The 26,947-nt window shown below is 41.4% G+C and carries 22 protein-coding genes; 3 read left to right on the top strand and 19 right to left on the bottom strand.

The window, feature by feature from the left end; translation table 11 throughout:
* Window positions 1-90: 90 nt before the first annotated feature.
* The 17 genes from CHB71_RS02075 to CHB71_RS02155 all read right to left on the bottom strand — a co-directional run bounded on the left by CHB71_RS02075 (window position 91) and on the right by CHB71_RS02155 (window position 16,996).
* Window positions 91-834: a DUF6090 family protein gene (locus CHB71_RS02075; RefSeq protein WP_089355216.1), complete on the bottom strand. Its 744-nt coding sequence runs from the start codon at window positions 832-834 to the stop codon at window positions 91-93.
* A gap of 3 nt (window positions 835-837) precedes the next feature.
* Window positions 838-1,596, bottom strand: a complete 759-nt coding sequence (locus CHB71_RS02080) for a hypothetical protein (protein ID WP_089355217.1) — start codon at window positions 1,594-1,596, stop codon at window positions 838-840.
* A 6-nt stretch (window positions 1,597-1,602) separates the two neighbouring features.
* A complete protein-coding gene (locus CHB71_RS02085) occupies window positions 1,603-2,331 on the bottom strand; it encodes a DUF6090 family protein (protein WP_144017303.1) in 729 nt (242 codons plus the stop codon).
* Between the two features lie 32 nt (window positions 2,332-2,363).
* On the bottom strand, window positions 2,364-3,074 hold the full coding sequence (locus CHB71_RS02090) for a DUF6090 family protein (RefSeq protein WP_089355219.1): 711 nt from the start codon (window positions 3,072-3,074) through the stop codon (window positions 2,364-2,366).
* Between the two features lie 35 nt (window positions 3,075-3,109).
* On the bottom strand, window positions 3,110-3,862 hold the full coding sequence (locus tag CHB71_RS02095) for a DUF6090 family protein (RefSeq protein WP_089355220.1): 753 nt from the start codon (window positions 3,860-3,862) through the stop codon (window positions 3,110-3,112).
* Between the two features lie 94 nt (window positions 3,863-3,956).
* Window positions 3,957-4,481: an inosine/xanthosine triphosphatase gene (yjjX, locus tag CHB71_RS02100; protein WP_089355221.1), complete on the bottom strand. Its 525-nt coding sequence runs from the start codon at window positions 4,479-4,481 to the stop codon at window positions 3,957-3,959.
* 45 nt (window positions 4,482-4,526) lie between these two features.
* Complete coding sequence (locus tag CHB71_RS02105; RefSeq protein WP_089355222.1) at window positions 4,527-5,255, bottom strand: hypothetical protein; 729 nt, start codon at window positions 5,253-5,255, stop codon at window positions 4,527-4,529.
* Window positions 5,252-5,932 (bottom strand): hypothetical protein, encoded by a 681-nt coding sequence (locus CHB71_RS02110; RefSeq protein ID WP_089355223.1) that lies wholly within the window; start codon window positions 5,930-5,932, stop codon window positions 5,252-5,254. The genes CHB71_RS02105 and CHB71_RS02110 overlap by 4 nt, the downstream gene beginning before the upstream one ends.
* Before the next feature lie 42 nt (window positions 5,933-5,974).
* Window positions 5,975-6,721: a hypothetical protein gene (locus CHB71_RS02115; RefSeq protein ID WP_089355224.1), complete on the bottom strand. Its 747-nt coding sequence runs from the start codon at window positions 6,719-6,721 to the stop codon at window positions 5,975-5,977.
* Window positions 6,718-7,428 (bottom strand): hypothetical protein, encoded by a 711-nt coding sequence (locus tag CHB71_RS02120; protein WP_089355225.1) that lies wholly within the window; start codon window positions 7,426-7,428, stop codon window positions 6,718-6,720. The genes CHB71_RS02115 and CHB71_RS02120 overlap by 4 nt, the downstream gene beginning before the upstream one ends.
* Window positions 7,429-7,473: 45 nt before the next feature.
* Window positions 7,474-8,214 (bottom strand): DUF6090 family protein, encoded by a 741-nt coding sequence (locus CHB71_RS02125; RefSeq protein ID WP_089355226.1) that lies wholly within the window; start codon window positions 8,212-8,214, stop codon window positions 7,474-7,476.
* Between the two features lie 72 nt (window positions 8,215-8,286).
* Complete coding sequence (locus CHB71_RS02130) at window positions 8,287-10,026, bottom strand: potassium channel family protein (RefSeq protein ID WP_089355227.1); 1,740 nt, start codon at window positions 10,024-10,026, stop codon at window positions 8,287-8,289.
* Between the two features lie 154 nt (window positions 10,027-10,180).
* Window positions 10,181-11,878: a potassium channel family protein gene (locus CHB71_RS02135; protein WP_089355228.1), complete on the bottom strand. Its 1,698-nt coding sequence runs from the start codon at window positions 11,876-11,878 to the stop codon at window positions 10,181-10,183.
* A 142-nt stretch (window positions 11,879-12,020) separates the two neighbouring features.
* Entirely contained in the window at window positions 12,021-13,817 is a 1,797-nt protein-coding gene (locus CHB71_RS02140; protein WP_089355229.1) for an ion channel, read from the bottom strand.
* A gap of 154 nt (window positions 13,818-13,971) precedes the next feature.
* Window positions 13,972-15,819: a potassium channel family protein gene (locus tag CHB71_RS02145; protein WP_144017304.1), complete on the bottom strand. Its 1,848-nt coding sequence runs from the start codon at window positions 15,817-15,819 to the stop codon at window positions 13,972-13,974.
* Between the two features lie 40 nt (window positions 15,820-15,859).
* The gene (locus CHB71_RS02150; RefSeq protein WP_089355231.1) at window positions 15,860-16,591 is read right to left on the bottom strand and encodes a DUF6090 family protein; all 732 of its coding nucleotides are present in this window, start codon (window positions 16,589-16,591) and stop codon (window positions 15,860-15,862) included.
* Window positions 16,592-16,600: 9 nt separating this feature from the next.
* Entirely contained in the window at window positions 16,601-16,996 is a 396-nt protein-coding gene (locus CHB71_RS02155) for an endonuclease domain-containing protein (RefSeq protein ID WP_089355232.1), read from the bottom strand.
* Window positions 16,997-17,202: 206 nt separating this feature from the next.
* Between CHB71_RS02155 and CHB71_RS02160 the strand changes: the two genes are divergently transcribed.
* Window positions 17,203-20,499: a VPS10 domain-containing protein gene (locus tag CHB71_RS02160; RefSeq protein WP_089355233.1), complete on the top strand. Its 3,297-nt coding sequence runs from the start codon at window positions 17,203-17,205 to the stop codon at window positions 20,497-20,499.
* A gap of 130 nt (window positions 20,500-20,629) precedes the next feature.
* Here CHB71_RS02160 and CHB71_RS02165 read toward each other — a convergent pair whose 3' ends face one another.
* Together CHB71_RS02165 and CHB71_RS02170 are read right to left on the bottom strand one after the other, a co-directional pair.
* Window positions 20,630-20,959 carry a hypothetical protein gene (locus tag CHB71_RS02165; protein ID WP_089355234.1) on the bottom strand — a complete coding sequence of 110 codons (330 nt, stop codon included), beginning with the start codon at window positions 20,957-20,959 and terminating at the stop codon, window positions 20,630-20,632.
* A 21-nt stretch (window positions 20,960-20,980) separates the two neighbouring features.
* On the bottom strand, window positions 20,981-24,223 hold the full coding sequence (locus CHB71_RS02170; protein ID WP_089355235.1) for a S41 family peptidase: 3,243 nt from the start codon (window positions 24,221-24,223) through the stop codon (window positions 20,981-20,983).
* Window positions 24,224-24,337: 114 nt separating this feature from the next.
* On the opposite strand from CHB71_RS02170, the gene CHB71_RS02175 reads away from it, so the two are divergent.
* Together CHB71_RS02175 and CHB71_RS02180 are read left to right on the top strand one after the other, a co-directional pair.
* Entirely contained in the window at window positions 24,338-25,435 is a 1,098-nt protein-coding gene (locus CHB71_RS02175; protein ID WP_179213282.1) for an aminotransferase class V-fold PLP-dependent enzyme, read from the top strand.
* A gap of 120 nt (window positions 25,436-25,555) precedes the next feature.
* Complete coding sequence (locus CHB71_RS02180; RefSeq protein WP_089355237.1) at window positions 25,556-26,947, top strand: DUF4403 family protein; 1,392 nt, start codon at window positions 25,556-25,558, stop codon at window positions 26,945-26,947.

Consider the following 26,947-nt stretch of genomic DNA (forward strand, 5'->3'; position numbering starts at 1 on the left):
GGAGGTAGTTATTGTTCCACGACAAGAATAATTCCTCCAAATGGTATAGAAAAGGTAAGAAGTAATTGTATTCTCGGCGTAGGATGAGCATCAGTTTTCTTTTAATTCACGATTGATCTGTTCAATGAGTGCAATAATACTTTCTCTTACACGCTGAGCCCTGAGCTCTACTGAGCCGTTTTCCAGACCTTTGACATTTACAATTTTGATGAAGTCAGGATCCGTTTTTAGAGTACTGTAATCTTCGTTTGAAATCATAAAATTCATGTAAAACCGCTTACTTAGATCCTGATGCATCTGGAAGTACTTGTGCAAAACAGGTTGGACATGCTGAGAATTAAACCTAATTCGCTCTTCTTCATACCTCTTGTAGTAGGGGTATAAACTTTCATAATGTGTGGATATGTTAAGTCTCAAGCTATCATTTAAAACAAGCTCTAATCCCTTAGAGAGCAGCAAACTGAAGCCACTTTTATTGGGACTAAAATGTGGCGTCACCCGAAGGTTTGTGGCAAGAAATTGAAAACGATCGTTGGGTGCTTCATTCCGATCAAGGAATTCCACTATGTCGATACAAGCCTCGTTGATTTCATCCATTATGCCTAAGTCGGAATCAATTTCTAGGAGATCTGCCTGAAGATTACTTCGGATTTCTGCAAGTATCTTTTTCTCTAGTATTCTTGCTTTTGCATAGTCTTTGGCCGTATCAATCTGCACGGCAATCAAGATTCCGACCACCACCAATAGGATCTCACCAATGGCATAAAACAGATAGCTAGTAACTTTATTTTGAGCTAAGAGTTTTCGGCGGATTTTTCGAAGGAGGAAGAGCATTTGTTAATCTTGGTTTAATTCATTTTCGATTTGAATGATCAGCTCATTGGATTTTTGCTTAAGTGCATTTAGCAAGTTCAAAGCATCAGTATCTGCCCAATACCCGACCGCAGCATTGTTGATATATTGAAATTTGTTTTTCCTCAGCTCATTAGCTAGTTGCCTTTTTGTTTTTGTTGGAAAAAGATGGGCGGTGATGGGGACATATTTCATGCCATAGGTTTCGTTGATAAAGGCCATATCCAAAGCCAGCGCCCAGTCGGAGTTGATGTTCATTCGTTTCTGAACTTCCAGTACTTCAGCATAATGATGGATGATTTGATCTCGTAATGTGATATTCGAGATCACTTTAAGATTGCCTGTATTTGAAAGATCATCGAAGGTGGAGCGGGACGAGCTGAATAAAGGGACAATACTCCCGTAGTTCATATATTCCTGTGCGGTATAAAGAATTACCGAATCGCTGGCTGATTTATCATTTAGTGTCGCACAAAATATATCTATGGACTGCATTGCTACATTTAAGTCCTCAATCAGCCTAGAGAAATTACCAATGTCCTGCTTGTTTTCTGCAATCAACCTTTTGAGGTAGCCTTCTTCCTCTGTCATTACTTTTCGCTGGTCGTTCCAACCGTCAATCTGCACAGCTATCAAAATTCCAATCACCACCAATAGAATCTCACCAATGGCATAAAATAGATAGCTAGTAACTTTATTTTGAGCTAAGAGCTTTCGGCGGATTTTTCGGAGTAGGAAGAGCATAGGCGGTTAGTTTTGACATTTCAATTTAAGAGATTCCTCCATTGTGGAAATATCTGTACTCAGATTTTCATAGAGCATCTTTACCCGGGCCCCCGACCCAATAAAATAGACCGCATCGCTAATCAGCTCATCCCGGTACGATTGATCTGCTCTCACCAGTTTGACTAACTGATTTTTGTCAACCAAAGAAGAATCAATAGCCTCATCCACAAATGAGATCAATGGCCAACCAATTTTGGAATAACTCTCTGTATCATAAAAAAGCCGGACGGCCTGATCAGAGTTGATATCCACAACGTCCACTATTCCTTCAATATTTGAATAATAGGCTAGTAGTTTTTCCTTGATTTCCTCATCCAACAATCCAATATTTCCACTTGATTTAATGTCGTCAAAAGCAGATACACTTGGTTTGAACGTGAATGTTACAAGGGAAACAGAAGCGAGCATTTCGTTTGCGATTTCTAGAGGGTCCAATGCCTCTTGTTGCAGTAATCCCAATAGTTTATTGCTGTGGTAAATACGTTCATCTGTTTCGTGAACAAGTCTCTCAAGCTGGTGCTGGTCCTGTCTCACATCCTCTAGCAGTTTACAGTAATAGACATTTTTCTTATTCTGAAGCTTTCGGTTTTCATTGAGGTTATTAAGTTGTATTGCAATAAAAATCCCAATTACGACTAAGATGATCTCTCCAATGGCATATAGAAGATAAGTAGTGACTTTATTCTTTTGCATAAGCTTGCGGCGGATTTTTCGGAAGAGGAAGATCATTTTGATAGGTATTGATCTAAGTGAAGAATTAGTGCTTTTGAAGATTTATGACTGAACTCCATTTCATCGTTAGTCAGGTCAAACAGTATCCGCTTGAAGTTGCTCAATCCCTGAAAGGAAGCGGCTAGATGACCATGATCTACATTACTCCAAACCAACGAATCAATCAGTGGACCTTGATCATGCAAGGATGTGGAGCCGAAAGTATAGGTATTTACATAGGTGGCAAGTTTCCCTCTGTAATCATTGGTGATCCGTTCTACCAGGTTGATTTTAGAAAACTTCTGATTGTAAAAATTTTTAATTTGTGACCTGATCGAGTCAGGTAAAATTTCAATCAAATCGGAATTAACCAAGCTATTGTAGCTATTGGTATTATATCTTAAAGGCTCGGTCCAGTTAGGATTAAACTCAGTCCGTACAATTTTTAATAATGTGTCAATGGTCGCAGATGGCTTTGCCACTCGACCTCTCAGAGATTCATTTAGGAGGTACTGACGTTTGACTTCAGGTAATCGATCTTGGATTAAAAAAGTGTCTTGTATTAAATCACTTCGCAAGGCAGTGATCGTTTCTTTTAATTTATTCCTGGATTTTATTTCTTCATTTCTGTTGTTGATACTCACTGCTATCAAAATCCCAATTACGACTAGGATGATCTCTCCTATGGCATATAGAAGATAAGTAGTGACTTTATTCTTTTGCATAAGCTTTCGGCGGATTTTTCGAAGGAGGAAGAGCATTATTTGATGGCTTGGGTATTTGTTTGTTTCAGGATCCTATCAATGATTGTTTCCAGGCGATTTAGCTTGGCAATGTAATTCGTAATCCCCCAGAATTGATTATCCATGTGATTTTCAAAAACCAAGTCTTGAAACAACGGATGATTTTTAGATGCAAACTTTGAGCGACCATTGGTTCTACCAAGTCCATAAAAGTCAATATCCTTCATTGTGGCATTTTGGGTGAGGTATGGGAGTGTTTGAGACTGGCTGATTTCATCCATTGTTTCATAGCCTTCTTTTTTTTCATCCATCTCGCTCACCCACTCAAAAATGAGGGAACGCAGTTCGTCAGAAGAAATTAAATTCAACCTGCCCGAGGAGATCAGCTCCATGATTACGGATTGGCTGGCATTAAAATCTGTATAATCCAGGGAAAGGTATATCAAGCTGTCAAGGTTGTGTTGTGCAAGTGTAGCCTTTGGTTCTCCTATCAGGCTCATGATTTTACCTGTTGCCTCGGCTAGAGTCTGGTGATGCCGGATGGCAGCATCAAGCTTGGTTTTATTGATTTGAAATTCCTGGTGGAGATCTTTCAGAATCACACGTTCCTTTTTTTGATTTAGGCGGGCGTCATTCCAGCTATTGATCTGAACAGCAATGATGATCCCGATCACTACCAATACGATCTCTCCAATGGCATAGAGCAGGTAAGTAGTGACTTTATTCTTTTGCAGAAGCTTTCGGCGGACTTTACGTAGGAGGAAGAGCATGTTACGATTTGAAGATTAGGCGATTGATGGATTTAATTGATTGAAGATAATAAATTCTAATTCACCCCTTTGAATTTCCATGGTAATACTATGCTCAATAAATCTCCTTTTTCACAAAAGGAATCAAGGCTAAAATGACTGCTTGTTCGTAATATGCGGTTCTTCCCAGCAATCCATTGGTGAGGGAGCCAACTGCACCTCCTTTTTGTTTCGAGTTATGATCTTCAAAAACCTGATCGTTTGCATGACCAAGTTCTGCACCCTGAAGGACTAGCGTTCTGACTTTTGGAGGCAGGAAAAAGGTGCTCGTTCTGGATTGACCTTTTTGGTTCTTTGCAAGAATGACCACCCAGGCAAAGGCTTCCATGCCTTCCACTGTTTCTTCGATTCCTCCCTCAATACCTACCCAGAAACCTGCTTCAGGTATCTCAATTTTTGCTTGCTCTGCTCGGTTTTTAGCTCCTTGCAGCGTCTCTCCATTGGTCATGGGCTGATCGGAGACACCAGAGGGAACAGCTATGCCTTCAATATCAAATCGCTCATTGGGAAACACCTGACCAAACCCAAGTTGTGTTGCGTTTATCTTAACCGGATTTTTTGATGCAACGATGACTTTCATATTAAACTAATTTGAGAGGTGTGAGTTCCTAAAATATGGATGACCTCAGAGCTTATCTTGTTCAAGTTGCTCCAGCATTTGGTTGATCGACTCTATGCCCGACTGATACAGGCTTTTTTGTGTGTCAGACTGATATTGACGTGCGATGATCAATACCTCCAGCGGACGATCTGAAAGTAAGGATTCCGTGTCAAGTGTAGGTATGGGCCTGGGGTCATCCCGATATTGCTCACTGGAAAAACTGAAGGTATTGGATTGGCTCCATAAGTAGGCGTATTTATCAAAAATCAATGGCTCATATTTATCACGTATGAAGTTGTTGGAAATATTTTCTCTGGCGATGATTTTCTCCGTTAGCGAGTAATACTCTCTGATTTTTTGCTGCAATTCATTTTCAAACAACGTGAGACCGCCGGAATTATCAAGGGCATTAAATCCCGTTTTGTTGGGAGAAAAATTGTACTCAAGAATGAGTGAGACGATGTAGTTGCTTGTGTTCGAATCAATCGGTTCCAGTGTTTTAAACTGGCGAAACAGACGAATGCACGAGTTAATGTTAGCCTCCATTTGGTCATTCAACTCTTTTAGATCAACCAAGTCCGCTTTCATGTCCTGAATCAGGACTTGCTTGTGCACTTCAGCGGTATTTTGAAGTTTTCTGTTTTCATTCCAGGTGTTAAGCATGAAAGCTCCGAGAATACCAATGGTGATAACCAGAATCTCAAGGATGTATTCCGGCCATTTTTCCTTTAGTGTGATGAAGATGCGTTTCATTGATTCAGCTCTGTTTCAATTTTTTTTTGCAACTCACGATTATTCTCAAGAAACCTCCTGAGTGCGGCAAGTGTTTGTGTATTGTTGTCCTTGGCTCCAATAAGTTCTGTTTGAAGTGCGGTAAAGAATTCATCACTTCTTTTTTTAGGTTGAGCTTTATTGAGCCATTCGAAGTTTTTAATGTAAGTCCGAACGAAGGGAATTAAATGAACATTAAATTGACTTTCGACATCCAGCAATCCCGATTGAGTTCGGTTTTGGGTATACTCGTAATACTTGGAAATATCGTTTTTCAACTCATTGTTTGATATCGAAATGCTTGAGGTTTTTAATGTTTCATACGCATTATCAATTGGGTAGTACTTGTAGAAGTTGATGAAAAGTGCAAGATGTTTGGAGAGCGTATCTTCATTCATGTTTTGTAAGTCACCACTCCTCATATATGAAATACTTTTTACTGAATTGCTTAACTGAGTTTCTGCTTTTAATAGTTGGGATCTGTCTTCTTTTAAATTATCCAGAATCTCATATAGCATTCTTTGTTCATCAGCTCTTTGCTTTCTATTTTCATTCCAGTTGTTAAGCGTAAAAGCCCCAAGGATACCTATGGTGATCACCAGAATTTCTAAGAGATATTCCGGCCATTTTTGGGAGAGGGTTTGAACTATTCTTTTCATTTTATTGGCGGTGAGCCTGCCTGCCGCAGGCAGGGATTCGTTTCATCTTATTCGTTCTAATATTATCGAGTCATTTTTCATCACCTTCTTGTATGGCGTTTTCTCAATCGAAAAATTGAGCGTGCTCTCTTCTTCAATCAGCCTTAAAATCAACATTGCCAGGACTCTTCTGTGATTGGTTCTGTCTCTAAGAACATTAGTGAGACGATCAACGTCATCAAGGATGATCGTGAATTCATTAACTCTTTTAAGGGTTTCAAAATCCTCTGGTTTTGCTTTGTGAACGCCCCACTTTCGAGTAAAATATTTGGGATACAATTTATCTAACTGATCATGGAGATGATCATCAAAAGTCACAAAACGCCGGGAATCTTGATAGTAATGAATGATCTCGTTTTTCAGAGAATCATTATCTATGATTTCTATACCCACGTTATTCAAACGGTCGAAAGCAACATAATCAGATTCTGGCGATTTTAACATCCGAAGTTGAGCAAGAGCCGTATCCAGTCCCTCCGAATAGGGCTCGTTATTCTTAATAATATCCTTGAGAAACCTTGCACTCGCTCCTGCTTTTTCATTATCCTCAAGCGTATTAATGAAATGGAGTGTATCGCTTCTAATTCTGGAATGAAGTTCTTTGAACAGCCGGTTTTTTAACTGATCTTCCTTTCGTTCCTCGTTCCAGTTATTAAGCGCAAAAGCTCCAAGAATACCGACGGTAATCACCAGAATTTCGAGGAGATATTCCGGCCATTTTTGGGAGAGGGTGGTGAAGATGCGTTTCATTTAGATAGGTTTTGATTGATCAGCTCTAATATTTCTTCTATTTTGATCAAATGATTCTTATATTCTTCTTTCATCTGCTTGGAGGTGAATTTTTGCATTATCAAGGGCTTACGAAGACTCGGGTGACTCACATACTTTAGCATGTCATCCATTTTGACGGGTAGATTACCATTGGGTAAAATATCCACGGGTTCCTCAGGATTCATGTTGTAACAAAGCCTTGTAAAGAGTGGTCTAATCTCGTTCTCTACAACTTTAATATAGAACGCACGGTTCTCTTCGTTTTTTCCGTAATCCAAGTACAAACTTTGAAGACGCTGGACTAACGAGTCATCCAAAAGCCCAAGTTGGCCGGAGGACTTTATTTGCTCAAATGCACTTTGATCAAAATCAACAGCCGCGCTGGCAAGTGAGGTAAAAGATGCAAATCTCAGGGATAAAGAGTCCGCCGAAGCTTTATTCTTAAGAATAAGATTGTACGCAGAATCTCTTCGATTAATCGTTTCTATTCCTTCCTCCAGAGAAATTCTGTCCCGATAAAGATTGCTTCTGATTTGAAGAACCATCGTATGCGATTCCAAAGATGCCTTTCTTCTTTCATTCCAATTATTCAAAGCAAAGGCCCCCAATATACCGATGGTTATAACCAGAATCTCGAGGAGGTATTCCGGCCATTTTTGAGAGAGGGTATTTATTATTCTTTTCATATTATTGGTGGTGAGCCACCTGCCTGGCTCAGGCAGGAATGCGTTTCATTGTACTTCCTTTATCTCCTTTCGTATGGCAGTAAGCAAATTATGCAATCTATTCATGTGCCCGGTAGCGTATTGATACGATAATTCCCGGTTTACTCCCCTGGAGTTTCTTAAGTGTATCGGCGTTTCCGGATCTTGTCTAAATCCATCCCAATCCAAAAGATATTGTGACATGGAATCTACAGCAATAAAAGCTCCTTTTGCCTTCCAATAGTCCGTCATCATTGAGAGATCAAAATATCGATTCTTATGTCGGTTATATTCGGCCTTTATTTCGCGGCTTTCGTAAAACTGGAAATTCACATAGCTCTCCAGTCTTCCATAGTAAGAACTAATCAGATTTTTTAAGGAGTCATTCTGAATGATACCAAGTCGACCTGAAGACACGATTTCATCATAAGTAGGTGAACTGCTCTGAAACCAGACGAATCTACCACTGAAGAAAACGCAGCTGACTATCGAGTCCATGTTAGCCGCGGGATTGTCTAAGTTATTCAAGAGGTAATCTCCTCGGCCTTCATGTCCCTTGTTTAAGTCTATATATCTTGCCAACGTTAAACTATCACTTACCACTTCTTTATGAAGTCGGTTGAGAAGATAAACTTCATTATTACGATCTTTTCTGTTTTCATTCCAATTGTTCAAAGTAAAAGCCCCAAGAATACCTATGGTAATCACCAGAATCTCGAGGAGGTATTTGTACCATTCAGCATGAAGATGTTCAATTATTTTTTTCATAGTAGATCATTGGATTCCGGCCTCCCGATAATTATCGGGATTTGGGACAGAGTGGTTAAGATGCGTTTCATATCAATTCAATATTTGTCCAATTAAACTCACTAAAAAAATACTGAGAAGGAACCAACCAACGAACCCTTGAACAATGGTCACGTATCTGGCCAAACCTCGGGTCGGGATTTCTCCAAATCCTAAAGTGGAAAAAGCATTTAGACTAAGGGTGATAGCGTTCAAACAGCGGATGATCAGTACCCAGATCAGGTAAACAAACAAGTATATTCCAATAAGGAAACTGGTGGTTGCCTTTCTACCGGCTGGCAAATCAGCCCACTTTCCATCCAGAATATCGGTACGCTTCAATACGCTCCGGGTCAGGTTAAATCGACTGGTAGATGCGTTGTAAAGCGGCTTACTCAACCACTTGAAATAGACTGGAAGCTCCTTCTCACTGGTGCTCATGAAAGATTTGAATTCTTCGTAATCTCGGTATTGATCTTTGGTCTCTTTTTCAAATAGGTCAGACAGTCCCTCGTTAGATTTGAAATAGCTACCCAGATAGGACAACCGCCCCATCAGTTTCCTTGAATTGGTTGTATTCCAGCTACTAGGGAAGAAAAAATAGAAAATACTGAAGGCGAGGACGACCTGAAAGAAGATGACAATGGCCTTAGCAGGGCGGGTTCCATAGTCACTAAACACTCTGGTGAATCGATTGATTTGGTAATCGAAGTATCGGTTGAAGGTTGGGTCTCGTTCATACAGCAGCAGCGAACGGGCCGTCATCTTATTCCGCATCTCGATGTAGGCTGTGTTATAGGAATCTGACTCCCCTCTGATTTTATAAATATTGAGCAGTTTATAGTAACTGGCAATCAATTGATCAAAGGCTTCCTTTCTCAGCAACTCCTCATCCGATCGACCCCAATAGAATAAGGAGAGCATGGAATCCAGATCAAGCGTTTTTGGATTTTTCTTAAATTCATTCAGTGCATCCCCAACCTCGGATGACCAGTATAGTGCCAGTTTATTTTCAAGATTGGAGAATGGAATGTAGGTGTTGGATGATGGCAGTTCAGTTCCCTGTATGCTGATACTGCCCAACTCTGAATTGTAAATATCGATGGCCGTCTCTATGTTCAATCGCACCAGATTCACGCCTATTAGGAAACGACAACTGTCAATGTAAATGGAGGATACTTTATTTTGTACCTCGAGATACGGAATGTCACAATTTTCTAACCTCAAGGAAGGTGTGTCGTCAATAGCGCTGATATGTAATTCAGATTCGATCTGACAATTGAAAAAGCCAATGGGTGTGGGGGCAACAGGATTGTTAAGGTTTATTCGTTTGAATTTACAATGGTAATGGTTGAGAAAAAAACGTGTTTTCATTAGTCTGGGCTGATAAATATCATCAAAAACACTGTTGAAAAACGCAAACCGGCTGTTTTCTAAATAGTACATTTCAAATGGTTTCTCGAAATGCAGATTGCCAATTACAATGGGATTAAAACTGCCTAGGTCCGCCCATCGAAATCTAATATCATAAACCACGATATGCTTCGTAATATGAGTTCGTTTAACCGAACTGGCCAATATAGAATCAAAAACATCCATGGTCTGCCATGCAATGTGTCGGTCTTTGACAGGATCAATGCGAACCTCAATCTTATTCTGTCGATAAACGCTATCCGGCCAGTTATTAATCTCTTCGATCCAGTCGGTGACGGATGGTATGGTACGCCAGTTTTCTTCCTGCGCATGGCACACAAGACGTAGCGACAGCAATATGAGCAAGGCGGCTATTCTCATTGGCGGTTAGGTTGGTGTCCTGAAGATACCGGAAAACGGGGAGAAGGGCAATATCAATTCTGTACCACTGATTAGGCTGATTATGGGATTGCGCAGATTTAAACCGGATTGAAATCCACGTTTATCCACTAATCCGGTTCATCTGCGTTTCAGACTAATTCAGCAACTGACTTATCAGTGACACACTAAAAATCGTCAACATAAACCACCCAATAAACCCCTGGATAATTGCCAAATATCTCGGCAAACCTTTAATCGGAATCTCCCCAAAACCGAGTGTAGTAAAGGTGTTGATCGAGAGCATAATAGCGTTCAATACTTTTATGAAAATGTCGTAGATGAGAGCCATGATAAATGCTCCGATGACCAGAGTTGATTTAAAGAACTTACCATTCTCTGGCACCTCACTCCACTTGCCATTCAGCACATCGATCCTGGATAGAAACCACCCTGAGAGTCGTGAACCGGAAACAGACCATTTGTAAAGGGGAAGTGCTGTGACATAGAAAAACTTAGGAGCTGTTTTTCCTTGCTGCTCCAGATAATCTCTAAACTCATGAAATGGCATCAACTCCTTTTCCTTTTCTTCCTGATACACTTCACTGGCTCCTTCGTTTCTGTTTAGATATTTTAGAAAGAAACGATACCTGTTCATGATCCTCGTACGGCCGTGGGCATCCCAGGAGTTGGGGAAGAAGAGGTAGATGAGTGCGAAGAAGATGATGACGTAGAAAGAAAAAATGATCGCCCGGGCAGGCTCTGTGCCATAAGCAGAAAAGATTTTCAGAAACTGATTGATCTTCCAGGTGAAGAAACCTTTGAAACTTGGGTTGTTTTCATATTGATAGGCAAGGTGCCGGGTTTCAAGATTCTTCATTTCCACAAAACAGGCGCCATAGCTCTGACGATCTCCTCGATTCTGGTAACCACTCAGCAAAAGTTTATAGGAAGCAATTAAGTTGTCATATTCTTCGCTAAGCGCAAAATCCATGTTGTCCGTTGCGAAATATTTTGCTCTGTTTGGATTTGTCATTGAAATAGGGAGAACAAACAGTTTTTCGCTCACCTGATCAAAGGGTATGTAGGTATTATTTGCGGGAAATTGAGCACCAGAAACTTCTATCGAATCTATCTGATTCCTTACCAAATGAACGGACGCATCAAACAGCGAGCTTTGTAGAGATATTTCGGATAGCCTGGAATCTCTTATGTGCAACTGAGAGAACTTACTCCAGCCCAAGTCGGCCCGATATATATCACTATTTTCCACAATCAAGGAGGGCAAACTGGGGGTTCGGGTAAATTGAATATGTTCGTTGATTTTGGAGTCCTGAATGTTCACAAATAGTTCATCCTGTATATCAAAGAAGGCCACCCAGGATTTGAAGTGGCAGGAAATGAAATTAAAATAAGAGGGATTTTGTTGATAGGAAATAATGAATTCTTGCTCAAAAACCAAATGGTAGGTGTGCAGGACAAGACTTTGGTAATCCTGAATTCTGAACCTCTTTTTAAATCGTATGTTCTTTAGTCTATAGTTGCCTGTGAGATAACTTCCATTATGCCTACCAAAATCATTGTCAATTATCAAGCCGTTGATTTCTACAGGTTTATGTACCGTTGCAGCTATTTCTTCAACCGTATCATGGGATATAAAATAGTTTTCAGCAATCAGGGAATCTTTCTCCCCATCAATGATGACCTTGATATTTTCAACTTGATAAATCGAATCGGGCCAGTGGTTGATCTCTTCAATCCAGTCTGTTAAGGAAGGAATGACTCGATATTCTTCGTCCTGGGCGTGGCATACAAGTCCCAGTGACAGCAATGCGAGCAATGCGGTAATTCTCATGGTGATCAGGTTAGTGTCTTGAAATTACCGGAAAATGGGGAGAAGGGCAATTTGTGACCCACCCCTTTATCCCCACCCGGGAGGGGATTGGATTCTCATTCAATTCAACGATTCCCCTCCTCGGAGGGGTCAGGGGTGGGTTCTAGTTCAACAACTGACTAATCAAACTCACACTGAAGATCGTCAGCATAAACCACCCGATAAAGCCCTGAATAATCGCGAGATATCTGGGCAACCCCTTGATCGGAATCTCTCCAAAACCAAGCGTCGTAAAGGTGTTGATAGAGAGCATCACGGCATTCAACACTTTGATGAAGAGATCGTATGTCAGTGCGATAAGAAAAGCGCCAATAACCAGCGCTGATTTAAATAATCTCCCCTTTTCCGGCACCTCGCTCCATTTGCCATTGAGTACATCGATCTTGGATAGAAACCAACCGGAGAGTCGTGAACCGGAAACAGACCATTTGTAAAGCGGCAATGCGGTGGAATAAAAGAACTTAGGCGCAGTTTTGCCTTGCTGCTCTAAGTAATCTCTAAACTCATGAAATGGGAGTAGTTCCTTTTCTTTTTCTTCCTGATATACTTCACTGGCTCCTTCGGTTCGATTCAGGTACTTTAAAAAGAATTTGTATCTATCAATGATGCGCATGCGCCCGTGACTATCCCAGGAGTTAGGGAAAAAGAGGTAGATCAAGGCAAAAAATAGAATTACATAGAATCCAAATATGATTGCTTTGGAGGGTTTTGTACCATAGTCTGAAAATAGCCTTAAAAACTGATTGATTTTCCACGTAAAAAAGGTGTCAAAAGAGGGGTTTTGACTAAATACATAAGCCAATCTTTTTGTTTCCAAATCTTTTTTACCAAGAAAGGCTCCATTTGCAAATTCATTGTCATGCTGGCTTTTATATAGTTGATACAGCTGTCCCATGAGTTTGATCTCCGCCTTATAGAATCGTGAATCCTGAATTCTGACTTCATTATAATATGTATTGAAATGATCAATATCAGCTGGAAATGGTAGATAGTTGTATACTAGATCAAAAGAAATAAGCTTATTCTCCAAATCAGTCCAATCAATGGAATTATTAACGTTGAGAGTTAAAAAATCCATCGAGATATATTCTTTGAAATGATTCTTTGAAACTTCTAGTTCTCGTGCATCTGCTGGCAGCATTAATACAACCGTACCATTAAAGGTATTATTGGTGATGGAGAGTAGATCTCCTTTTAAGTATTGCAACCAAACAACTCCTTGCTTATCGAAGTAGCAATTATTTATTGTTAAGTATCCAAAAGAATCAAATCGGAATATGTTTCCATAAAAACCATCATTACCTGGAAGGTCAATATTTCCGTAAAACTTATTGTTGGTGAAATAGATTGAACAATCAATACAATCAAATACGCCATTTTGTGACAAATAAACTCCTTCCTTAAAAACACAACTGTCAACAGCTACCATTGGAGTAATTATTTTTTCAGGATCGCTGTAAATAATTTGAGGGCTTTTAGAAGTGAATAGATATCGGACGATCTTATCAAAGACCGAATTTGAAAAGCTAAGGCTTATTGCATCTTCAAAACGTACTGTCTCGTGAAATCGAAAAAGGCGGAAGTCTACATGAATCCATCCATTTCCAATTCTAAATCCCCGATTACTCCATTGAACATTTTTAAAGTCCAGTTTTTTATAAATATGTATAGTATCTCGGTTGACATTCTTTCCGTCTCCGGTATTTGAATAACTAAATTTTGAAGTATCAGTCAACTGAAACCTAATTAGTGCATTTTCTAAAGTGAAAACTTCGGATTCTTCAGCTTCTATCAGTTCTATCAACTCTGTAAAGGAGTATTCTGTAAAACTGATCTGATTTTTTTGAGAAAAAGCAGGGAAAACAATTCCCCATAAAAATAGCAATAAGAATAGGCGCATAGTGATCAGGTTAGTTCCTGAAGATACCGAAAAAGGGTGAGACGGGCAATTAACCTAATGTCTGAACCACTGATTTGGCAGATATGGGATTGCACTGATGGAGACTGATTGAAATCCGCGATTATCCGCTAATCCGGTTTATCAGCGTTTCAGACTAATTCAGCAACTGACTAATCAATGACACACTAAAGATCGTCAACATGAACCACCCAATAAACCCTTGAATAATCGCCAAATATCTAGGCAAGCCTTTGATCGGAATCTCACCGAACCCCAGTGTGGTGAAGGTATTGATCGAGAGCATCACAGCGTTCAGGACTTTGATGAAGAGGTCGTAGAGCAGAGCGATGAGAAACGCGCCGATAACAAGCGCTGATTTAAAGAATCTTCCTTTTTCAGGCACTTCACTCCACTTGCCATTAAGCACATCAATCTTAGAGAGAAACCAACCTGAAAGTCGTGAGCCTGATACTGACCATTTGTAAAGCGGCAAAGCGGTGGCATAGAAAAACTTAGGCGCTGTTTTGCCTTCTCTTTCCAGCACTTCTCTGAATTCATGAAAAGGCATCAGCTCTTTTTCCTTTTCTTCCTGATAGACCTCACTAGCGCCTTCGTTTCGATTCAGATATTTCAGGAAAAACCGATACCGATCCATGATGCGGGTGCGACCATGGCTATCCCAGGAGTTGGGGAAGAAGAGGTAGATGAGTGCAAAGAAGGCTATGACGTAAACGGCAAAGACGATGGCTTTTGCTGGCTCGGTTCCATAGTCTACAAAGAGCTTAAGAAACTGATTGATCTTCCATTTAAAATACGTTTTGAATGTGGGGTATTGTCCATAGAGATAGGCCAGTCTCTTCGTTTCAAGATCTTTGAGATCAATGAAAACTGCATTGGCCTGTTCTGTATCGTATTTGGCCTTGAAGTGCTCACGTAACCTACCTCTTATGGCCATCTCACCTAAAAATGCGTCAGCATTTGCGATGCGGACCGAATCGTAATACTGTTGCAAAAAGACCTTTTTGTGTTGGTTAGCCTCTAGGTAGGCCTGATCTTTCAGCATCAGAACACTTATGTATGGACCAAAACCATTATCAGAAATCATTTTTCCCTTGAATTGACTCCAATCAATAAATGCAGATGGCGGAAGGTCAGGGGTCAGGCTGAACTGCATGAAATTGTCGAATGAATTACGGGTAAACTGAACCCTTTCCAACCCATAAAATTCAGTCAGATCAACTATTATATAACTTAAAAAGCGGTTGTTCTGAATGTTAGCCCATTGCGCACTTTTAATTTCTACTTCATTAGGGGCAACACTCCATATCGTATTGTCAGCGATAGAAATCCGAAAGCAGTTTTCCACCCAAATACTAAAAGCATAATTCCCTTTATGATCTTCAATATGAAATTCGTTGGAATCGACATTGACCCTGCTTCTATTATCCTTTTCCACCCATCCGGAATTAACATTGAAATCTTTTACCACCCGATTGTTTCGAAATTCCAATCGTGGTTCTGTCAGTTCCAACCTTAATGGATCAGGCATTTTAAAGCCCCTTGTAATTACCCTAAAATGGTTATCAATGGCCGAATTGTAGATGCGAAAGGATACAGATTGTTGCATGTCCACCATTCCATCAAACCGGCATTTGTACCAAACCCCGCCTAAAGCATTGACGAGTTCTCCGTTCAGGCTGTCCATTGTCAAGGTATGGTCGAAATGTACATTTTCAAGCATCACATACTTATCGATCCGGATCGTATCAACCGGCTGCTTTGTCCACACCGAATCTTTGGATTTATAAAAGATCTTGAATCGTTGATCGGTTTCCGGGTTAAATTCAATGATCGCATCCGAATACTCAAAAAGTGTATCCTTTTCCTGCTGAATCATCTGAAGAAACTCCGAATAGGAATGTCGTTTAAATTCGATTTCCTTCTGGGAATAAGCTGAAAGCATGAGCGTAAACAACAAGCAGCAAGCAAGCAGGTATTTCATCGGCGGTCAGGTTGGTTAGCTTAAGATAATCAGGAAATTACTATTTGTCTAATTCCTCATCTACCTGAGACTTCAACTCCGATGCTCTTTTATGTAAAGCTCTGAAGACCTGAATACTCCGCGTTTGAGATTGAGCGATTGCCGGGAGCCATGCAACGAAAGCTTTGTTCCCAATCATACGATCATAAACTGGTAGCGCGTCTTCCAGGGTGAAATCTGTTTCAAATGAGAAACTACCAACTGCGATTTGTTGCTCCGGAGAAAGAATTCCATACCGTTTGTTTAAATACTGTAGCTGTATGTCCTGACTGATGAAATCATACTGTTTACGGTTTTCGATTTCGTCATAATAGACAGCAAGTGCATTTCGAATCTCAATGTTGGAGATAGCAGACAATCGTCCGCTTGATTTTATTTCCTCGAATGTGTGATCGGATATACTGGGCTTATTGGTGTACCCGGCATATTCTATGGAAGTGATGAAGTAATGTGGGTTTTCTTCCAACAACATTGGATTTTCTACAACCTTCATCAAAAACTCCGTACATTCCTTTCTGGCTATCACCGATTTCAATGAAACATCTATTTCCTCGATATCCTTGGTCAGGTCATCACTGAGTCGTTCAAGGAATTGCCGTTCAAGTTGTGCTTCTTTTCGATTTTCATTCCAGCTGTTGAGTGCAAAAGCGCCTAATATACCGATGGTGATCACGAGGATTTCAAGGAGGTATTCCGGCCATTTTTGTGAGAGGGTGGTTAGGATGCGTTTCATTTTGAGTAATTAATTCCCCTCCCTGGAGGGGTCAGGGGTGGGTTTGTTATCAGCCATCCAATAAATAATCTGTTCCAAAACCCAGTTTATATTTCTTTTGATATCAATATCGTCAAACCGTAAAAAATTAACACCTAGAAACTCAAGTCTTTCCTGGCGTACCAAATCCTTTGCCGGCTGATCATCGTGATAATGACTTTCTCCATCGATTTCAATTGCCAGCATTAAATCTTTACAATAAAAATCCACAATATATTCGTCAATTGGAACCTGACGGCTAAATCGAATCCCTAATTGCTTCTGCTTCAGTTCATTCCAAAGTAATACCTCAGAAAAAGTCATGTCCATTCTGAGTTTTTTCGCTAGAGGGACTAGTCGAGGATTATATGGAATTACTTTTCTCATGATCGTTAGTAGTAATTACCCACCCTTAACCCCTCCAAGGAGGGGAATTGGTTACACCATTTTTGGGAGAGGGTGGATAAGATTCGTTTCATAGGCTGAAATAAATATAGCCAATGTCAACCTGACTGTGCCATTCATGTAAGCAGGTCTGTTACTTTCTCGGTTTTTCTCTACCTTTCTTAATCCAACTAACCCGAATTATTTCCATGTTACGAAAATCGATTTTTACCCCCGCACTGTTATTCATTCTAACCCTGTCTTTTGTCAGTGTAAATGCTCAGAAAAAAGACGAAGAAAAGAAACCTCCTGTTTATGAGGTGGCCTGGAACAGTTTATCCTTCCGTTCCATAGGCCCGGCTTTTACCTCCGGACGGATAGCAGATTTTGCTGTCAACCCTGACAACCCAAGTGAGTTTTATGTAGGCACTGCGGCAGGCGGAGTATGGAAAACAACCAACCGTGGGATCAACTTCGACCCTGTCTTTGACGACCAGGGCTCTTACTCCATTGGCGTGGTAGAGATGGACCCTAACAATCACAATGTTATTTGGGTAGGTACCGGTGAAAATAACAACCAGCGAAGTGTGGCTTATGGCGATGGCATCTATAAGAGTATGGATGGTGGAAAAAGCTGGGAGCACAAGGGATTGAAAAATTCGGAACACATCGGAATGATTGCCATTGATCCAACCAATTCGGATGTGGTTTATGTGGCTGCTACCGGACCGGTTTGGAGCGCAGGAGGTGATCGCGGATTGTATAAGACCGCCGATGGTGGTGAAAATTGGGAGAAGATTCTGGATATTAGTGAGCATACCGGAATTCATGAGGTACATCTCGATCCCAGAAACTCCAACGTCATTTATGCTGTGGCACACCAACGAAGACGCCATGTCTTCACCTACATCAGTGGCGGACCCGAGTCATCGGTATATAAGTCAACCGATGGAGGAAAGAACTTCAGAAAAATTGTCAAGGGACTTCCGGGCGGTGATCTGGGTAGAATCGGGCTGGACATCTCTCCTGCCAATCCGGATGTGATCTACGCAGTTGTTGAAGCACAGGAGGATAAGGGAGGTTTTTATCGATCCATGGATCTTGGGGAATCATGGGAGCGACGAAGTGACTATTCTAGCAGTGGGAATTACTATCAGGAGGTGATTGCCGATCCGGTAGATGTGGATCGAGTGTATGTGATGAATACGTTTGCCGGCGTTTCTGATGACGGGGGTAAAACCTTTGAGAATGTTGGAGAAAAGAATAAGCACATAGACAACCACGCTTTATGGATTGATCCAACTAACAACAACTACCTGCTCAACGGCAATGATGGTGGCGTCTATGAATCGTGGGATCAGGGAAAAACCTGGCGCTTCTTCCCCAACCTTCCTGTCACACAGTTTTATAAGCTGGGCGTAAGTACAGATTACCCGTTTTACTATGTGTACGGTGGTACGCAAGACAATTTTACACTAGGCGGCCCTTCTCAAACGACGGAGACCACAGGCATAACCAACCGAAACTGGTTTGTGACGACATTAGGTGATGGTTTTGAGCCACATGTGGATCCTGAAAATCCGGATATTATTTACAGTCAGTCGCAATACGGCAACCTGTCGCGCTTCGACCGGAAGACCGGACAGACCCAGAATATTGTGCCTCAGCCACCTGATGGAGACTATTCCTATAACTGGAACTGGGATGCTCCGCTCCTTATAAGTAATCACGATAACAAACGACTTTATTATGCTTCTGATCGCTTGCATCGCAGCGATGACATGGGGCAAACCTGGAGAGAAGTAAGCGGAGATCTGACCCGGCAACTCGATAGAAACAAGCTGCCGGTCATGGGTAAAGTTTGGCCGATGGATGCGGTAGCGAAGAATCAATCAACTACCGAGTACGGAAATATTGTTGCTATTGCTGAGTCGCCATTGGATGAAAACCTTCTTTTTGCTGGTACGGATGATGGGCTAGTACACATCTCTACGGATGCAGGCGAGAATTGGACGCGGTATAGCTCATTTCCGGGAGTACCTGATATGACATATGTGAATGAAATCATTGCCTCGGCCCATGATAGAAATACCGTCTATGTCGCCTTCAATAATCACAAGCGAGGTGATTTTAAGCCGTATCTATTGAAAAGTACCAATCTTGGAGGTAGCTGGACCTCTATCAATGCCAATTTGCCTGAAAGAGGGTCGGTTTACGCGATTGCTGAGGATCCCGAGGCTCGGAATCTGCTTTTTGTGGGTACTGAGTTTAGTTGTTTTGCCACGATTGATGGAGGAGCATTCTGGCAAAAGTTATCCAAAGGATTACCAACCATTGCGGTTCGTGATATCAATATCCAGAAACGAGAAAAGGATTTGGTACTGGGTACTTTCGGACGTGGCTTTTACATCATGGATGATTACTCTGCTCTTCGTGAGCTATCCAATGAGCTATTGAATAAAGAAGCACATATTTTCCCAGTTTCAGAGGCCTTGCAGTATGATCCATACAGTCCGATTGCCGCAAGCAAAACCATCTCATGGTTGGGGCCAAAAGGATTTCAGGGTGAGACCTATTACCTGGGAGAAAACCCTCCGTTCGGTGCAGCTTTTACCTATTATCTAAAAGAAAAATACGAGACGCTTGAAGACAAGCGAGAAAGAGAGGAAGGCGAGAAAAGAAAAGATGGGGAGACCGTTTATTACCCAAGCTATGAACAACTTCAGGCTGAGAAAGACGAGGAAAAGCCCTTCTTAATTTTTACTATAAAAGATGCGAATGGGGAATTCGTAAACGAAATAAGAAGCAGCGCATCAGATGGAATTAACCGGGTGCACTGGGATTTGAAATATCCTGCGATAGATGAAGTAAAAACGAACTTAGCGGATCCAACGAAAAACCTTTCTTCTGGCATTATGGTACTTCCTGGAACTTATACTGTGGAGTTGGCAAAAAGCATCAATGGTGAGGTAACACAGCTGGTGGAGCCGGTTTTGTTTGAAGTGAAAACGCTAGATAATCAAACCGTTCCTCTTTCTGATCCGGCTGCCATGTTGACCTTTCACCAACAGCTAATGAAGCTGTCAAAATCAGCAAACGGTGCAAGGAATGCATATAATCAATTGCAAGAGGCATTGAAATATTATCGAGCAGCAGCTCGGGTTGTAGACAGCCAATCATTGAATGAAAGGCTGGATGAGCTCGAAGGAAAGCTTGAAGAAGTTCGGACCATCATGTTCGGAGATCCGATCAAGCGGCAGTTGGAAATAGATCAGGCACCATCATTGGCGAGTAGAGTAAACACAGCTATATGGACAGGCACTTCTAGTTTGTCAAACCCTACGGAAACCTCGAAGCAGGTAAAAAATATTGCCGAGAAGTATCTGGAACCTGTAATTGCTAGTTTGAAAACAATCATGAGCGAGGACGTTCCGGCGATCAATGCAGAGCTGGATGCAAATCAAGCACCATGGACACCTGGAAGAATTGTTGAAAACAAAGACTAATTGATGAGCAGCAGGATTCATATCCTGCTGCTATATTTTTTGTAGTGCTTATCAACAGGGTATTCGAGCCATTTTTTGGGAGAGGGTGGTGAGCCTGCCTGCCGAAAGCAGGGATACGTTTCATTTGGTATCAGCTTACTTCATAATTCAGTATGTAGGAAGCCTCTCCTTTCAGGTTGCTCATCATTTCTGAATAGCTGCCGGGCTGATCGATTTTGAAAATGAATGACCCTAAGATTTCATTGCTGCCAATAAAGTCGTATTCCCATAGGTCGATGGTACTTTTTCCAGGTGTTACATTGAAGCTGAGTCCGATGCTTGCTTCTTCATCCGTATCAATGGGGTAAAACTTTTGCTTTACCGGCCAGATTTTTTTGTCGTGCACCTTTAGGTAAATCTCATCTTTGTCGGTTTCATCGGTTTGCATACAGGTGATTGAAACCAGTTTTAGTTTAGGCATAGTAGTAAGTTCTATATTTAATTAATTCTTATCCCAGCCTTCCGGCCGCTTCCATCTTACTGGAGCATCCGGTTCAGGCTTCATCTGGAATTCCTGTGTCTCCAATAACTTCAATGCTTCCTGTACGCCTCTTTCCAACTGGGGATCACGCCCTTCGAGTAATGCTTTTGGTTCCTGAATAACTTCAATATCCGGTGCAATTCCTTCTCCTTCTACCGCCCAATTTCCATCGACATCATAAAAGCCACCACGTGGAGCGACCATTCGACCACCATCAATAAAGCGTGGGGTGTCCCAGGTTCCCACCAGGCCTCCCCAGGTTAATGTGCCAACCAGTGGCCCCAAATTTTTAGCTCTAAACATATAAGGAAGTAAGTCTCCGCCGGATCCGGCCCGTTCATTGATCAACATGACTTTTGGTCCCCAGATGCCTGCCATCGGAGTAGTCCATGGTCGGTTGTCATTGGTTTTGCTATTGAAATAACCAAATAGTTCGCGAGCCATGATGTCAATCATATAATCAGCAGCAGACCCACCTCCATTGTTTCGTTCATCCAGAATCACACCCTTTTTATCCTGTTGCGCAAAATAGTATCGGTTGAAATTGGTGAACCCACCTCCTCCGGTGTTTGGAATATAGACATATGCCAGTTTACCGTTAGACATCTCAGAGACTTTTCTTCGATTGTTTTCAATCCAGTCAGCGGTTCGCAACTGGTACTCGTTGCTTACAGGTTCAACAAGTACATCTCTGCCGCCTGGTGTGGGTTGATTGTTAACGGTTAAGCGGGTAGCTCTCCCGGCTGTTTGTTCCAGCAGCTGATAGATGTTGTCATCCGATGAAAGTGTTTGTCCATTGATGCTGGTGATATAGTCTCCAACATCGATATTCAGACCCGGAACACTAAGAGGACCTGTTAAGTTGGGGTTCCAACTTTCACCATCATAGATTTTACTGATTTGATAATAGCTGTTAGAAAGGGTAAAATCGCATCCCAGCAACCCAACAGGAACGCGATCGATATCAGGCATGTCACCACCGGAAACATAACTGTGACCTACAGCAACTTCACCACTGAGAATATCTACAACGTAGTTCAAGTCCGTTCTGTGTCGAATGGATTCAATCCATGGTGCATACCATTCATACACTTTTTCCCATGGAGCTCCATGAACATTATCAACATACAGAAAGTCACGCATGTATCTCCAACCTTCCTTAAAGATTTGTTTGTACTCTGCTTGCGGATCAATTTTAATCTTTCCGCTAGTGCTGATATTGTCATCTCCCGAAGGGTTTCCTTTGGTACCTGAAATAGACCAGCTTCCTCCTTTTCTGTGCAAAATATATTCTCCATTGTAAGATGAGACACCTTCATTGACCCCATCTGCATAGTCTTCAGCTTTCATTTTCTCCAGATCATACTTGTGAATTTTTACTCCACTTTCATTTGGAATAGCCTCTAAGACTAAAACTGATTTTTCCGAACTTTTTATTAGACCAACATAGTTTCTGTTTGGCATGGCCAACGAAACGATTCGATCAGCAAGGCCTGTTTTGCTAATCACAACATTCAGGTTTTCCGCCTTGTCGTCTTTCTTATCTTCCTTTTTATCACCTTCTGGTTGCTCCGATTCTTCTTCATCACTTTTAGCCATGGTAGGAGAGGGCGTATCGCTGGACAGAATCAGGCAGTAAAGACTTCTGGTCACTTGTGGATCGTAGGAGCTCATGTCTAACCAGCCAGAGTTCAGTCCATAATTTGTGCTTGCCAGAAAGTAGAGATACTTTCCGTTTTGATCCCATACTGGCGTAATGGCATCCGCCATACCATCCGTCAATTGGATTTTTTCCTCTGTAGAAATATTATAGGCAAAGACCGCCTTGAAGTGACTTTCGAGTTGCTTGGAGTAGGTGATCCATTTACTATCGGGTGACCAGATTGGATTCATGGCTCTGTTTGGGTGTGCGTATCTATCTGTGTCTACTTTTTTCACATTTCCTGTTGCTAACTCTATGTACCAGATGTTGTAATCGGTATCTGTGTATGCAATGTGTTTTCCATCAGGAGACCAGTCGGGCTGGAAATAGAAAGTTGGGTTATTTAAAGCGTATGTCTTTTGGCTACCCCCGTATTGATCAGCAACCACAAGTTGATATTCACCACTGGCATCTGAAAACCATGCTACTTTTTCTCCTTTTGGCGACCATATTGGGTATCTGTCGGCTATGCCTGGTGTGTTTGTCAGGTTTCTCCAGCTCCCTTCCTTTTTAGGGAAAGTAAAAATTTCTCCACGGTATTCGAAAATGGCACGCTCTCCATTTGGAGAGAGATTCGGATTGTTGAGGCTATTTCCATTCACATCTTTCCATCGGGCGCGAGCAAAGTTCATGTCCCCTGAAACATTGACTTTCAGCTGGGTTGAATTACCTGAAACAGGATCTAACACGTGTAAGTATCCTCCCATTTCATACACAATTGCATCTTCAGTAGCATCCATTGATTTTACATCAAACTGCTTGAGAAAGGTTACTTGTTTCTCTTCATTCGTTTCCGGATCGAATGACCAGATGTTGCTGAGAAAATCCCTCTCCGAGAGGTAATACACTTTCCCATCGTACCATACTGGATTTAAATGTCTTTCATTATCTGTACGCGGGGTACGAATCAATTCTTTACTATCCATATTAACAATCCAGATGGGTTGCGCTTGTCCACCTCTATAGTTTCTCCATTCCGGATCCCAATAGGTGATTGGTTCATAAGCTACAAACTTGCCATCAGGTGAAAGCTCACCGCTCGCAATTCTTGGAATTTCAAACTGTGTTGGAAGACCACCATCCATGCCAATGGTGTACCATCGGTTCAGTCTTGTTGGGTAGGCATCTCTGGTAGATCTAAAAATAATATCACCATCTGGTGTCCACCCTTGTACAATATCAGCACGAGGGTGGAAGCTCAATCTTTTTGGAGAGCCTCCATCTGATGGAATCACATACACATCCGTGTTGCCATCATATTGCGCAGAAAAAGCGATCCACTTTTCATCGGGTGAAAAGTGAGGCGAATATTCATAACCTTCATTGGTCGTCATTCGAATGGCATCTCCGCCCTCCCTGCTCACTTTCCAGAGATCGTTGGCGTATACAAATACAATGTCTGTGGAGGAAATAGTTGGCTGACGCAGGAGCTGAGTTCCCTGAGCGATTGCTGATAATGAAATGATTACACAAATCAGGAGGAGGTTGGTTTTCTTTAGCATGATCGGATAGGTTAATTGAGTATCTCAATTTAAACTAATCTGATGTGAGTTTCAATGAAGGATTTGATAAGCGGAACAAGGAAAGTTTTTAAATTAAGATTTAATTCAACATCAATGATTTACCTCAACAATGCCGGCACGACCTGGCCAAAGCCCGAAGCAGTAGCCGAAGCAATCGTCAGGTTTAATGAACTTCCTCCAAGTCAATGGCTAGCTGTTTTTGAAGAAGGAATCGAAACAGTCTCCTCCTTTTTTGGCATCTCAAATCCTGATCGGTTTTTGTTTACTCAAAGCTGTACCCAGGCACTGACTACAACTTTTAGTGATTTTGCCTGGCAACCAGGCGATCGGTTGATTATGAGCACGATGGAGCATCACGCATTATCTCGATGGTTTTATAAGCTTCAGCAAGAGCGGGGAGTGGAGGGAGTGATTATTCCCCGAGGAGCCGACAGTCCGTTTGATCTGGAGCTATTTGAAAGTGAACTCATGAAAGGTGCACGCGTGGTGGCAGTATCCATGGCAAGCAATGTGAGTGGAGAGATTCTTCCTTTTGAAGATATTGTGCGACTGTCCAAACAATACGGCGCTTTCTGTTTGTTGGATGGAGCACAGACTGCAGGGATTATTCCGATAGATATTGCGGATCTGGATCCGGACATTTTTGTTTTTGCAGGCCATAAGGGCCCGTTTGGAACGCAAGGAATCGGAGGATTATACATATCCGAGCGGGTCCCGATGACATGTCCAAGTGCGGCGTGTGAAATCACACCCGGTGATAAAAAATCATCTGTTTTTCCAACGTACTGTGATGTCGGTTCAGCACCCATGATGACGATAGCCGGCTTGACGGCCGGGATAAAATGGCTGGAAAGTAAGGGATGGGATCAATTAATAGCGCATCGACAGAAGCTGGTGTCCCAATTAAGGAGCGGACTTGCATCCATCGATGATATTGAGGTTATTGGCAGCCAGACCTATGGTAGATATACAGCAGCGGTCTCCATCAGAAGTGCTTCTCTTTCTATCAAAGAACTGAAAGAAACCCTGTGGAACGATCATGAAATCCTGGGGAGCGCCGGATTCCAATGTGCACCGCTGGCACATGAAGCACTGGGCACGCAAGAGGCAGGCACCTTTCGATTAAGCGTAGGGCCAATGAATACGGAGGAGGAGGTAAAAATTTTGTTGAAAGAAATGTCAGCAATCTAAATTGTCATATGAGCCGAATTTTGGATTGATACTCACAAAGCAGCCTAACATGTTTTCGTTTAGGGGAATTTTTGTTGAAATTTAGATACTTAGGATTGAAACTGGTATTCCACAGATCGTATGAATTGGAAACAGCTATTTTTATTGGGTCTGGTTTGGTCTTGCCAGCAGAAGTCTCAAGAACAGCCTCAAGAAGCTATTGGTAAGACCGCTGTTGAAAATATTCAGAGCATAGAGTCATCAAGGCTTACTTTCCCACTTGATTTCCCAATCAATGAATTAACCAACTTAATCAATGAATCATTGCCTGATGTTTTATTGAATGATACCCTTCAGTTAAAAAAAGAGGGAGAATACCTAACGATTAAAATTGAACCGATTGGCGATATGCTACTGGCATCTTATGCTGATAATTTAGATGCATCCATCCCAATGAAGATTACAGCAGAGATTGAAAAGAAGGTGTTGGGCATAAAGGTTCATAAACCGATTGAATTTCTGGTTCGTGTGGATATGCATACACAGCTATCTATCGCAGAGAATTGGAATTTAAGCAGTCATTGCAAAATTCAGCAAATCCATTGGATAGAACCGCCGGTAATTGAACTGCTTGGGATCAAGGTTAACCTTGAAAAAAAGATCGAAAAGAAACTTTTAGAAAAAGCGGGAGTAATCGAGAACAAAGTTTGTACAGCCGTTCAAAGTCTGGTTCCATTAAGACAGCAGGTGGAGAAAATCTGGACGATTTTGAGTGAGCCGCATAGAATTGGGAAGAAGCCAATAGACATCTGGTTGTCAGGTAATCCAAGCTTTTTTTCAGCTCATTTTTCGAAAGAAGTGAACGACACTTTACGCGTAATTATTCACACAGAGTCTGAGATATTCATCACACCATTGGAAGGGATGGAATACCAAGAAAAGCCAATGCCATCAAATTCATTTACTCCAACTGATTCAGATAATGAACTGGATATTAAGGTAGATGTCTACTTACCATATGATCAAATAAATAAGTTGCTAAAATCAAAGTTCGACAGCACAGCGTTTTCATTTGAAGGTGCGTCCATCATAACTGCCAATTTTTTGGCCGATACTAAAAATGGTAAGCTTCATTTGAAATTTGACGTGCTTGGTAGTTTTAATGCGACAATTGATGCTTATGCTTATCCCATTTTGGATGAAGAGAAAAATCTGATAATAGACAGTATTGACTATGATATCAACAGTGAAAATAGTTTTGTCCACCTGGCCAACTGGGTAGCTAGTGACCGACTCACTGAATTTCTTAAATCTAATGCGACCATTCCTTTATCACATATTTTAGATTCTCTCGATTTCAAAATTGTAAAAGCTTTGAACAAATCTAAGATCGGTCGAAAGGTAGACTTGAATATAGCTTTTAGCAAGTTGGAATCAGATACACTTATTTTCACAGATGATGGCTTACAGTGGCTATTTGATGTGGATGGAAATGCTCATGCATACCTAACTGATGAGATTGTGAATAATTGA

This window comes from Ekhidna lutea (assembly GCF_900188325.1).
GTDB classification, from domain to species: Bacteria; Bacteroidota; Bacteroidia; order Cytophagales; family Cyclobacteriaceae; genus Ekhidna; species Ekhidna lutea.

Excerpts from the sequence above, each read along its gene's own strand:
- CHB71_RS02075 (WP_089355216.1), bottom strand. The coding sequence starts at position 834 with ATGCTCTTCCTCCTTCGAAAAATCCGCCGAAAACTCTTAGCTCAAAAT.
- CHB71_RS02080 (WP_089355217.1), bottom strand. The coding sequence starts at position 1,596 with ATGCTCTTCCTACTCCGAAAAATCCGCCGAAAGCTCTTAGCTCAAAAT.
- CHB71_RS02085 (WP_144017303.1), bottom strand. The coding sequence starts at position 2,331 with ATGCAAAAGAATAAAGTCACTACTTATCTTCTATATGCCATTGGAGAG.
- CHB71_RS02090 (WP_089355219.1), bottom strand. The coding sequence starts at position 3,074 with ATGCAAAAGAATAAAGTCACTACTTATCTTCTATATGCCATAGGAGAG.
- CHB71_RS02095 (WP_089355220.1), bottom strand. The coding sequence starts at position 3,862 with ATGCTCTTCCTCCTACGTAAAGTCCGCCGAAAGCTTCTGCAAAAGAAT.
- yjjX (WP_089355221.1), bottom strand. The coding sequence starts at position 4,481 with ATGAAAGTCATCGTTGCATCAAAAAATCCGGTTAAGATAAACGCAACA.
- CHB71_RS02105 (WP_089355222.1), bottom strand. The coding sequence starts at position 5,255 with ATGAAACGCATCTTCATCACACTAAAGGAAAAATGGCCGGAATACATC.
- CHB71_RS02110 (WP_089355223.1), bottom strand. The coding sequence starts at position 5,932 with ATGAAAAGAATAGTTCAAACCCTCTCCCAAAAATGGCCGGAATATCTC.
- CHB71_RS02115 (WP_089355224.1), bottom strand. The coding sequence starts at position 6,721 with ATGAAACGCATCTTCACCACCCTCTCCCAAAAATGGCCGGAATATCTC.
- CHB71_RS02120 (WP_089355225.1), bottom strand. The coding sequence starts at position 7,428 with ATGAAAAGAATAATAAATACCCTCTCTCAAAAATGGCCGGAATACCTC.
- CHB71_RS02125 (WP_089355226.1), bottom strand. The coding sequence starts at position 8,214 with ATGAAAAAAATAATTGAACATCTTCATGCTGAATGGTACAAATACCTC.
- CHB71_RS02130 (WP_089355227.1), bottom strand. The coding sequence starts at position 10,026 with ATGAGAATAGCCGCCTTGCTCATATTGCTGTCGCTACGTCTTGTGTGC.
- CHB71_RS02135 (WP_089355228.1), bottom strand. The coding sequence starts at position 11,878 with ATGAGAATTACCGCATTGCTCGCATTGCTGTCACTGGGACTTGTATGC.
- CHB71_RS02140 (WP_089355229.1), bottom strand. The coding sequence starts at position 13,817 with ATGCGCCTATTCTTATTGCTATTTTTATGGGGAATTGTTTTCCCTGCT.
- CHB71_RS02145 (WP_144017304.1), bottom strand. The coding sequence starts at position 15,819 with ATGAAATACCTGCTTGCTTGCTGCTTGTTGTTTACGCTCATGCTTTCA.
- CHB71_RS02150 (WP_089355231.1), bottom strand. The coding sequence starts at position 16,591 with ATGAAACGCATCCTAACCACCCTCTCACAAAAATGGCCGGAATACCTC.
- CHB71_RS02155 (WP_089355232.1), bottom strand. The coding sequence starts at position 16,996 with ATGAGAAAAGTAATTCCATATAATCCTCGACTAGTCCCTCTAGCGAAA.
- CHB71_RS02160 (WP_089355233.1), top strand. The coding sequence starts at position 17,203 with ATGTTACGAAAATCGATTTTTACCCCCGCACTGTTATTCATTCTAACC.
- CHB71_RS02165 (WP_089355234.1), bottom strand. The coding sequence starts at position 20,959 with ATGCCTAAACTAAAACTGGTTTCAATCACCTGTATGCAAACCGATGAA.
- CHB71_RS02170 (WP_089355235.1), bottom strand. The coding sequence starts at position 24,223 with ATGCTAAAGAAAACCAACCTCCTCCTGATTTGTGTAATCATTTCATTA.
- CHB71_RS02175 (WP_179213282.1), top strand. The coding sequence starts at position 24,338 with ATGATTTACCTCAACAATGCCGGCACGACCTGGCCAAAGCCCGAAGCA.
- CHB71_RS02180 (WP_089355237.1), top strand. The coding sequence starts at position 25,556 with ATGAATTGGAAACAGCTATTTTTATTGGGTCTGGTTTGGTCTTGCCAG.